12 protein-coding genes and 1 pseudogene are annotated in these 9,806 nt (G+C 60.9%); 10 read left to right on the forward strand and 3 right to left on the reverse strand.

Translation table 11 applies throughout. From position 1 onward, the window contains the following. The first annotated feature begins 12 nt into the window (after positions 1–12). The 10 genes from proC to SOP97_RS09560 all read left to right on the forward strand — a co-directional run bounded on the left by proC (position 13) and on the right by SOP97_RS09560 (position 8,360). Complete coding sequence (gene proC / locus SOP97_RS09515) at positions 13–831, forward strand: pyrroline-5-carboxylate reductase (RefSeq protein WP_322949059.1); 819 nt, start codon at positions 13–15, stop codon at positions 829–831. Positions 832–840: 9 nt separating this feature from the next. Beyond that, positions 841–1,431, forward strand: a complete 591-nt coding sequence (locus SOP97_RS09520; protein WP_274089210.1) for a YggT family protein — start codon at positions 841–843, stop codon at positions 1,429–1,431. A gap of 7 nt (positions 1,432–1,438) precedes the next feature. After that, on the forward strand, positions 1,439–1,735 hold the full coding sequence (locus SOP97_RS09525) for a DUF167 family protein (RefSeq protein WP_322949060.1): 297 nt from the start codon (positions 1,439–1,441) through the stop codon (positions 1,733–1,735). Between the two features lie 212 nt (positions 1,736–1,947). Then, positions 1,948–3,930 (forward strand): dynamin-like GTPase family protein, encoded by a 1,983-nt coding sequence (locus SOP97_RS09530; RefSeq protein ID WP_322949061.1) that lies wholly within the window; start codon positions 1,948–1,950, stop codon positions 3,928–3,930. A gap of 107 nt (positions 3,931–4,037) precedes the next feature. Next, positions 4,038–5,177 carry a homoserine O-succinyltransferase MetX gene (gene metX, locus SOP97_RS09535; RefSeq protein WP_274089207.1) on the forward strand — a complete coding sequence of 380 codons (1,140 nt, stop codon included), beginning with the start codon at positions 4,038–4,040 and terminating at the stop codon, positions 5,175–5,177. A 2-nt stretch (positions 5,178–5,179) separates the two neighbouring features. Then, a complete protein-coding gene (metW, locus tag SOP97_RS09540; protein ID WP_322949062.1) occupies positions 5,180–5,779 on the forward strand; it encodes a methionine biosynthesis protein MetW in 600 nt (199 codons plus the stop codon). 56 nt (positions 5,780–5,835) lie between these two features. Next, positions 5,836–6,255, forward strand: coding sequence for a DUF4426 domain-containing protein (locus tag SOP97_RS09545; protein WP_322949063.1), 420 nt, complete (start codon positions 5,836–5,838; stop codon positions 6,253–6,255). Continuing rightward, entirely contained in the window at positions 6,252–6,848 is a 597-nt protein-coding gene (gene rdgB, locus SOP97_RS09550; RefSeq protein WP_322949064.1) for an RdgB/HAM1 family non-canonical purine NTP pyrophosphatase, read from the forward strand. Before SOP97_RS09545 ends, rdgB begins: the two co-directional genes overlap by 4 nt. Further along, entirely contained in the window at positions 6,845–8,005 is a 1,161-nt protein-coding gene (hemW, locus tag SOP97_RS09555) for a radical SAM family heme chaperone HemW (RefSeq protein WP_322949065.1), read from the forward strand. Before rdgB ends, hemW begins: the two co-directional genes overlap by 4 nt. Positions 8,006–8,036: 31 nt before the next feature. Continuing rightward, positions 8,037–8,360 carry a DUF3392 domain-containing protein gene (locus SOP97_RS09560; protein WP_322949066.1) on the forward strand — a complete coding sequence of 108 codons (324 nt, stop codon included), beginning with the start codon at positions 8,037–8,039 and terminating at the stop codon, positions 8,358–8,360. A gap of 33 nt (positions 8,361–8,393) precedes the next feature. Here the strand turns inward: SOP97_RS09560 and SOP97_RS09565 are convergent, their stop codons facing one another. The 3 genes and pseudogenes from SOP97_RS09565 to SOP97_RS09575 form a co-directional block, all read right to left on the reverse strand. Continuing rightward, positions 8,394–9,470, reverse strand: a complete 1,077-nt coding sequence (locus SOP97_RS09565; RefSeq protein WP_322949067.1) for an NAD(P)-dependent alcohol dehydrogenase — start codon at positions 9,468–9,470, stop codon at positions 8,394–8,396. Then, positions 9,412–9,630, reverse strand: coding sequence for a hypothetical protein (locus SOP97_RS09570; protein ID WP_322949068.1), 219 nt, complete (start codon positions 9,628–9,630; stop codon positions 9,412–9,414). Before SOP97_RS09570 ends, SOP97_RS09565 begins: the two co-directional genes overlap by 59 nt. 6 nt (positions 9,631–9,636) lie before the next feature. Further along, positions 9,637–9,806: pseudogene (locus SOP97_RS09575) on the reverse strand (group II intron reverse transcriptase/maturase); the annotation flags it as partial.

Genomic DNA, 9,806 nt, shown 5'->3' on the forward strand with positions numbered 1-9,806 from the left:
AGGAAACCCGTTATGACCACTCCCCGCATTGCCTTTATCGGCGCAGGCAATATGGCCGCCAGTTTGATCGGCGGTCTGCGCGCGCAAGGCATCGACGCCAGCGCCATTCGCGCCAGTGACCGTGGAGCCGAACAGCGCAGCAAAATCAGCACCGAGCATGGCATCGAAACCTTCGCCGCCAATGCCGACGCAATCAAAGATGCCGACATCATCGTGCTCTCGGTAAAGCCGCAAGTCATGAAAGACGTCTGCCTGGACCTCGCCGCGCATGTCGGCGAGCAGCAGCTGGTGGTTTCCATTGCCGCCGGCATCAGCTGCGCCAGCCTGGAAAACTGGCTCGGCCCACGTGCCATCGTGCGCTGCATGCCCAACACCCCAGCCTTACTGCGCCAAGGCGTCAGCGGCCTGTATGGCAACGCCCAGGTTTCACCAAACCAGCGCCAGCAGGCCGAACAGCTGCTCAGCGCCGTAGGCCTGGCCCTGTGGCTGGATAAAGAAGAGCAGATCGATGCCGTAACAGCCGTATCGGGTAGCGGCCCGGCCTACTTCTTCCTGCTGATTGAAGCCATGACCGCTGCCGGCGAGAAGCTCGGCCTGCCGCGTGACACCGCCGCCCAACTGACCCTGCACACCGCCCTTGGGGCGGCGCGCATGGCCGTGGCCAGCGATGTCGATGCCAGCGAGCTGCGCCGCCGCGTCACCTCGCCTGCCGGCACCACCGAAGCCGCCATCAAGAGTTTCCAGGCCGATGGTTTCGAAGCATTGGTCGAAAAAGCACTTAACGCTGCCGCCCACCGTTCTGCCGAGCTGGCCGAACAACTGGGCCAATAAGGAACGAAAATGATCGGACTCAACACCGCCGCTGTTTATATCCTGCAAACCATTGGCAGCCTGTACCTGCTGATCGTCTTGCTGCGCTTCATCCTGCAATTGGTTCGTGCGGACTTCTACAATCCGCTCAGCCAATTTATCGTGCGCGCCACTCACCCGCTGCTGAAACCCTTGCGCAAAGTTATCCCCAGCCTGGCCGGGCTGGACCTGGCGTCGCTGGTGTTAGCGATTCTGGTGCAGCTGGTGCTGATGGCACTGACCCTGATGCTGCTCGGCTATGGCCTGGATAACCCCGTGCAGCTGCTGGTCTGGTCGATCATTGGCGTCACCGCGCTGTTTCTCAAGGTGTTCTTCTTTGCCTTGATCATCAGCGTGATTCTCTCCTGGGTCGCGCAAGGCAGCCAAAACCCCGCGGTAGGCCTGGTTAACCAAATATGCGAGCCCTTGCTGTCGCCGATTCGGCGCATCCTGCCAAGCATGGGCGGGCTGGATCTGTCGCCGATCGTGGCGTTTTTAATTCTCAACCTGATCGATATGATGGTGATCCGCAACCTGGCGATCATGACCGGCATGCTCAAAGGCTTGAGCCTGGCGATCTAACCGACAGATGAGTCATTTCCGCTGGGACGGCAACGACCTGATCCTTGAATGCCATCTGCAGCCCAAGGCGAGCCGTGACGAATTCGCCGGGCTGCATGGTGATCGTTTGAAGATTCGCCTCACCGCCCCGCCCGTGGACGGCAAAGCCAACGCCCACCTGCTGGCCTTTCTGGCCAGCGCCTTGGCCGTCAGTAAAAGCCAAGTCAGCCTGGAAAGCGGCCAGCAGAGTCGGCAAAAACGCGTACGCATCAAACAGCCGCAGCAGCTACCCGACGCACTCGAACTAACCACTCAGTCATCCTGAGCGACCACAAGGCGGCGTACGACGGCATGCAATTGACGCCACAGCTGCGACCCGCATAATGCCTGGCAGGCCTATTCATGGACTGGGTGGGCCTGACGCAACGCCACAGGTGTTAAAACATTGCCGGCCACGCCAGCCTGAGGCGCGGCATCGTTGAATCGGTGCACGGTAACTGCCCCGCAATGGATGAGCCAACTAGAGGAAAGCCAAGGATGAGCATGCAACGTCTCAGTGAGCAGGTTGACGCCTACGTCACCTGGAAGCGCGAGTTGATGCGCGAAATCACCCGCTACCGCAGCTGGCTGGTGAGCAATCGGCTGAACTCAGAGGCCGTAGAAGGCAAGCTTGAACGGGCGCTGAAACTGCTGCGCACCGACCACATTACCCTGGCGTTTGTCGGCGAGTTCTCGCGCGGTAAAACCGAGTTAATCAACAGCCTGTTCTTCTCGTCCTATGGCCAGCGCATGCTGCCGTCCCAGGCCGGGCGCACCACAATGTGCCCCACCGAGCTGTTCTTCGACCCACAGTCGGAACGCTCATATATTCGCTTGCTGCCCATCGAAACACGGGTGTCCGAAGCCAGCATCGCGCAGTTCAAGCGCGTTCCTCGGCACTGGGTGAATATCACCCTGGACCTCAGCGACCCGGACAACATGGTCCAGGCCTTTAATCAAGTGGCCCGCAGCAAGCCCATGCCGGTTGAGCAAGCCATAGCCCTGGGCTTTCACCCGGATATGCTGGAAAGCACCCACCGCCCGGGTGAAGTGCTGGTGCCGGCCTGGCGCCATGCCATGGTCAACTTCGACCATCCGCTGCTGCGTCAGGGCTTGCGCATCCTCGACACCCCCGGCCTGAATGCCCTCGGCAGCGAGCCGGAACTGACCCTGTCGATGCTGCCCAATGCCCAGGCGATCATCTTCCTGCTGTCCGCCGACACCGGCGTCACCGCCAGCGACATGGCCGTGTGGCAGCAGCACATCCGCCAGCTCGACGAAGACACCCAGACCTGCCTGTTCGCCGTGCTGAATAAGATCGACGTGCTGTGGGATGACCTGGCGGGCGAGAGCTTTGTGCAAAACGCCATCCGCATCATTCAGACCAACACTGCCAAGCAGTTGGGCATCCGCCCTGAAGACGTACTGCCGTTGTCGGCCAAACAGGCCATGCTGGCCAAGGTGCGCAAAGACGCCGACCTGCTGACGCGCAGCCAGATAAGCAACCTGGAAAACCTGCTGTGCGAGCGCATCATCGCGCAGAAAGAGCGCCTGCTCGAAGACCGCGTGGTCTTTCAGGTAATGGCTCTGCTGCAGAACAGCCAACACCTGCTCAACCTGCGCCTGGAGAAGGTCAACGAGCAGCAGGCACTGCTGAGCAACCACCAGCACGACAATGGCCAGATGCTCTTTGAGCTGACCGCCAAGACCAAGGACGACCACAGCCAGCACCACAAACGTCTACTTGGCCTTAAAACCAATCAGCGCCTGCTCAAGCGCCAGGGTGACTTGCTACGCCACGCTTCACGCAGCGAGCGCCTGGATGATCACCTCAACACCGTACGCCGGGACCTCACTGGCAGCTGGACCACCCTGGGCATCAACCAGGCGATCCTGGATTTCTTCCGCAGCGTGGAGCAGGACCTGCACAACCTGAGCCAGGAAGCCGAGATGGCCAACACCATGGTGGCGGCCATCTACCGGCGGCACAACGAAGAAAACCCACTGCATGGCGTCGACGCCCCGCAGTTCAACGTCAACCGCTACAAGCGTGAACTCGAACAGCAGCAGCGCAAAGCCGACCAGTTCCGCCTGCAGCTGAAAACCCTGCTGACCGAACAGCGCAGCCTGAGCAAACGCTTCTTCGCCACTTTGGTGCAGGAAGTCATCGGCCTGCATCAACGCATGCGCCAGGACGCCGAGCAGTGGGCCAACGATGCGCTAATGCCCTTGATGCAGCACACCCTGGAACACAAACAGCTGCTGGAAACTCACATGCTGCGGCTCAAGGCCCTGGCGCAGGAAACCCAACAAGCACGCCAGCGCGGCCAGCAATTAGCGCGGTACAGCGCCGAGCTGGAGCAGCAACTGGCGCAGGCCAGCGACATGTTGCGCATTCTGCGCCGCCCGGCCCCCGCGCAACGCCAGGCTAAGGTGGTCAGCCTGCCAGGGCTTAGCCGGCCGCAGAGCATGGGCGAATAACCGCAGCCAACAGCGCCTTATCCGCCATACACCCGCCGCCCCGCGTGCTTGCCGCACGGGGCGGCGCTCTTTAGACTGCGGCTCTTCCTTTATTGCGAGCAGGGTCGATGTCGATTGTTTTCCCCCAAGACTCTGTTGGCCTGGTCACTCCGCAAGTACTGCACTTCGCAGAACCTCTGGCGCTGGCTTGCGGGCGCAGCCTGGCTGACTATCAGCTGATATTCGAAACCTATGGCGAGCTCAACGCCACGGCCAGTAACGCCGTACTGATCTGCCATGCCTTGTCCGGCCATCATCACGCCGCGGGTTACCACAGCGTGGATGACCGCAAGCCCGGCTGGTGGGACAGCTGCATCGGCCCCGGCAAGCCCATCGACACCAATAAGTTCTTTGTGGTCAGCCTGAATAATCTCGGCGGCTGCAACGGTTCTACCGGCCCCAGCAGCCTTAACCCGGCCACCGGCAAGCCGTTTGGCGCGGACTTCCCGGTGATGACCGTGGAAGACTGGGTGCACAGCCAGGCGCGCCTGGCCGACAGCCTCGGTATCCAGCAGTGGGCCGCGGTGGTTGGCGGCAGCCTCGGTGGCATGCAAGCCATGCAGTGGACCATCAGCTACCCCGAGCGCGTGCGCCACTGCCTGGCCATTGCCTCGGCACCCAAGTTGTCGGCGCAGAACATCGCCTTCAACGAAGTGGCGCGGCAAGCGATTCTTACCGATCCGCAATTCCATGGCGGGCACTTCCAGGAACAAGGTGTGATCCCCAAACGCGGCTTGATGCTGGCGCGCATGGTCGGCCACATCACCTACCTGTCGGACGACGCCATGGGCGAGAAATTCGGCCGCGGGCTGAAGAGTGAGAAGCTCAACTACGACTTCCACAGTGTCGAATTCCAGGTGGAAAGCTACCTACGCTATCAGGGCGAAGAGTTCTCCACGCGCTTCGATGCCAACACCTATCTGCTGATGACCAAGGCGCTCGATTACTTCGACCCGGCGGCTCAGCACGATGGCGACCTGGCCAAAACCTTGGCCGGGGTCAGCGCCGACTTCTGTGTGATGTCCTTCACCACTGACTGGCGCTTTTCTCCGGCGCGCTCGCGCGAGATCGTCGACGCCCTGACCGCGGCACGCAAGAACGTCTGCTACCTGGAAATCGACGCGCCGCAGGGCCACGACGCCTTCCTGATCCCCATTCCGCGCTACCTGCAGGCGTTCGACAGTTATATGAAACGGATTAAGGTGTAGTCATGCGCGCGGATCTCGAAATCATCCAAGAGTGGATTCCCGCCGGCAGTCGCGTGCTGGACCTCGGTTGCGGCAACGGCGAGTTGCTCGCCTGGCTGACCGAGCACAAGCAGGTCAGCGGCTACGGCCTGGAAATCGATGCGGACAATATCGCCCAGTGCGTCAGCAAGGGCGTTAACGTGATCGAGCAAAACCTCGATAAAGGCCTGAGCAACTTTGCTAGCAGCAGTTTCGACGTGGTGGTGATGACCCAGTCGCTGCAAGCCCTGCACTACCCCGACAAGGTCTTGGCGGAAATGCTCCGGGTTGGCAAAACCTGCATCATTACCTTCCCCAACTTCGCCCATTGGCGCTGCCGCTGGTACCTCACCAGCAAGGGCCGCATGCCGGTGTCGGACTTTTTGCCGTACACCTGGTTCAACACGCCGAACATCCACTTCTGCACCTTCGAAGACTTCGAAAACCTGTGCCACGACCAGGGCGCCAAAATCAAAGACCGCCTGGCTGTGGATCGCGACCATCGGCACGGCTGGGCCAGTCGTATCTGGCCTAATCTATTAGGTGAAATCGGCATTTACCGGATTAGCGGCGCAACACTCTAGGCGTAAACGCCAACCGCTGAACGGGCTGTTGTTCAGATTGAATCAGGAGATTCCTCATGCATCGCATTGCCCTGTTGTTTATCGCCCTGTGCCTAAGTCTGCCTGCGCTCGCTGAACGCAAGCAGAGCTTTGGCGATTTGGATGTGCACTACATTGCATTCAACTCCAGCTTCCTGCAGCCAGACATTGCCGCCGCCAACGGCCTGATCCGCAGCAAAACCCTGGGCGTGGTCAACATTTCCGTACTCAAGGACGGCAAGGCCAGCAACGCCAGCGTCAGCGGTGAGGTCAAAGACTTGGTCGGGCGCAGCCAGCCGCTGACCTTCAAGCAGGTGACTGAAGGCGAAGCCATCTATTACCTGGCGCAGTTCCCCTTCACTCAGCAAGAAATGCTGCGCTTCACCATCACTGTTCGCGCGGCCGATGGCGTAGCGCACAGCGTCGACTTCAATCAGGAATTTTTCCCAGACCGATGATCCACTTCAACGAATTGGTGCTGGCCAGCCATAACGCCGGCAAACTCAAAGAGCTGCAAGCCATGCTTGGCAGCAGTGTGCGCGTACGCTCGGTGGGTGAGTTCTCATCCATCGAGCCGGAAGAAACCGGCCTATCGTTTATCGAAAACGCCATTCTCAAGGCGCGTAACGCGGCGCGTGTTTCCGGCTTATCGGCCTTGGCCGACGATTCCGGGCTAGCGGTGGACTTTCTCGGCGGCGCGCCGGGTATCTATTCAGCCCGCTATGCCGATGGCCAGGGCGATGCGGCGAATAACGCCAAGCTGCTTGAGGTGATGAAGGCCGTGCCGGATGCCGAGCGCGGCGCGCAGTTCGTTTGCTGCCTGGCGTTGGTGCGGCATGCCGACGACCCGCTACCGATCATCTGCGAAGGCCTCTGGCACGGGCGCATCCTCCACGCGGCGCAAGGTGTGGAAGGCTTCGGCTATGACCCGCTGTTCTGGGTGCCCGAACGCGACTGCTCCAGCGCCGAGTTGCCGGCCGCCGAGAAAAACCAGATCAGCCACCGCGCCCGCGCCATGGCCCTGCTGAAACAACGGCTGGGGCTGGCATGAGCCACACCTCCGGCGGCAGCTTCGAGCTGCCGCCACTGGCGCTCTATATACACATCCCCTGGTGCGTGAAGAAGTGCCCGTATTGCGACTTCAACTCCCACACCGCCGGACCAACGCTGCCGGAACAAGAATACGTCGACGCTCTGCTGGCCGATCTGGATGCCGATTTGGCGCAGGTGCATGGCCGGCCGCTGACCTCGATTTTCTTCGGCGGCGGCACCCCCAGCCTGTTTTCAGCCAAGGCGCTGGGGCGTTTGCTGCAAGGCGTCGAGCAGCGCGTGGCGTTTGCGCCGGACATTGAAATCACCCTGGAAGCCAACCCCGGCACCTTCGAGCAGGCCAAATTTCGCGACTACCGCAGCCTGGGCATCAATCGCCTGTCGATTGGTGTGCAAAGTTTCCAGGCACCCAAGCTGATCGCCCTGGGGCGCATCCATGACGGCGATGAAGCCGTGCACGCTGCCGACATGGCCCGCGCCGCCGGCTTCGACAACTTCAACCTGGACCTGATGCACGGCCTGCCGGATCAATCCATCGAAGACGCGCTGGGCGACTTGCGCATCGCCATCGCCCAGCAGCCAACGCACCTGTCCTGGTATCAGCTGACGGTTGAGCCCAATACGGTGTTCTGGAACCAGCCGCCGGTGATGCCCGAAGACGACATTCTCTGGGACATTCAGGAGGCCGGCCAAGCGCTGCTGGCCGCCGAAGGCTACGCGCAGTACGAAGTCTCGGCTTATACCCAGGCCGGCAAAGCCGCACGGCACAACCTGAATTATTGGACCTTTGGCGATTTTCTCGGCATCGGTGCGGGCGCTCACGCCAAGCTGAGCAGCCCTGATGGGCGCATCAGCCGCAGCTGGAAAACCCGCCTGCCCAAGGACTACCTGGACAGCAGTAAACGCTTCAATGCGGGCGAACGGGTGCTGAGTGCCGAGGAGCTGCCCTTCGAGTTTCTGATGAATGTGCTGCGCCTCACCGACGGCGTCGCCAGCGAACTGTTCACTCAGCGCACCGGCCTGCCGCTGAGCCAACTCGCAGCGGCACGCCTTGAAGCTCAGCAGCGCGGCCTACTCAACAGCGACCCCGCGCGCCTGAGCGCCACCCGCGAAGGCCAACTGTTTCTCAATGACCTGCTGCAACACTTTCTACCCTAACGCATGCGCCCACACGGCTAAGGAAACCTTGATGGACCTGCTACTCGACCTGATCGTTACCCTGTCACGCTGGAGCCGCAGCCACCTCTACGACATTTCACTGACCATCATGGCCACCCTGCTGGTGCTATTTGGCCCCGGCATCAATGCCTGGGTGCAGCGTAATACCAGCAGCATGAACTTCATCTTCCGCACGCTGATCTTCGTGCTGCTCTGCGCCGTCGGCTATGGCCTGCTGATCATCTTCGCCACGCCCTACCTGGCCAAGGGCCTGGGCTTCTTCAACAACTTCACCCTGGCGCCAATACTGATCCTGGTGTTCTTTATCATCGGCATCCTGGCCGACCGTAACTGACGCCCCATCAGCCTGGGCTGACGGGGCAACGCGTCAAAACGGTTTGATCGCCACCTTGAGCACACCATCACGCTGATGGCTGAACAGTTCGTAAGCCGCGACGATGTCATCCAGCGGGTACTCGTGGGTGACCAGCGCGCCGAGATCAACCCGCCCCGAGGCCACCACGCTCAGCAAGCGGCGCATGCGCTCTTTGCCGCCCGGGCACAGCGAGGTGATGATTTTGTTATCACCCAGGCCGGCATGAAAGGCGCTCAGCGGAATCACCAGATCGGTTGAGTAAACGCCCAGACTGGACAAAGTTCCACCCGGTTTAAGCACCCGCAGGGCATTCTCGAAGGTGGACTGCAGGCCAAGCGCCTCGATCGCCACATCCACGCCGCGTCCACCGGTCAGGCGCAGAATCTCCTCAACCACATCGACCTGATTGAAATTGAGGGTGATATCCGCGCCCATCTTGTGGGCGATTTGCAGGCGCTGATCGACACCGTCGACGGCAATAATGGTACTGGCACCGCGCAGCTTGGCCCCAGCCGTGGCGCACAGGCCGATGGGGCCCTGGGCAAACACCACCACCACGTCGCCAATCTTGATATTCGCCGCCTCGGCCCCAGCAAAGCCAGTGGACATGATGTCCGGACACATCAGCACCTGTTCATCGGTCAGCCCATCAGGCACCGGCGCCAGGTTGGCCTGCGCGTCAGGCACCAGCACATACTCGGCCTGGGTGCCGTCGATCGTGTTGCCAAACCGCCAGCCGCCCATGGGTTTATAACCGTGGCAGGCGCAACCGCCATCCTGCGAGGGGACGCCATCCTGGCAGGCATACGAGGTAAAGCTCGGGCAAATAGCACCGGCAATTACCCGCTGCCCTTCTTTATAGCCCTGCACATTACTGCCCAGCTTCTCAATGATACCGACGGGCTCATGGCCAATGGTCAGGCCCTTGGCGACCGGATATGCGCCCTTGAGGATGTGCACATCAGTGCCGCAAATAGTGGTGGTGGTAATGCGCACCAAGGCGTCATTAGCGCCGACCGACGGAATCGGCTTATCCACCAATTCGATGCGCCCAGGTTCGATAAACACTGCTGCTTTCATCATGCTCATGAACGTTCTCCATTACCGCCTGTAAGGAGAAATCACTGTAGTCCAGGTACAGCAAACCCGAACTGCCGTGCATCAACACCCGGCTTTCTGCCAGGATCGGGTAGGAGGCGGCCTCACGGCCGCCGTCCTCCCACACCACCGTGCGTACGGTTCCGTACACGGCGGTTCAGGCCATGCGGTTAAGCCGATTGATCGTATCCAGTATCGAGACCAGTCCAAGTCTGTCCCATAGCTTCTTCGGCAGCGCCTGATTCATATGCGGCGCTCCTGAGTTCCACCACGGGCCTCGGCCATTGAAGGCCGACTTGCAGGCACGCTCCTCGCTCAATCCCAGGC

Origin of the sequence: Pseudomonas spirodelae (assembly GCF_034653255.1) — a bacterium.
Taxonomy (GTDB): domain Bacteria; phylum Pseudomonadota; class Gammaproteobacteria; order Pseudomonadales; family Pseudomonadaceae; genus Aquipseudomonas; species Aquipseudomonas spirodelae.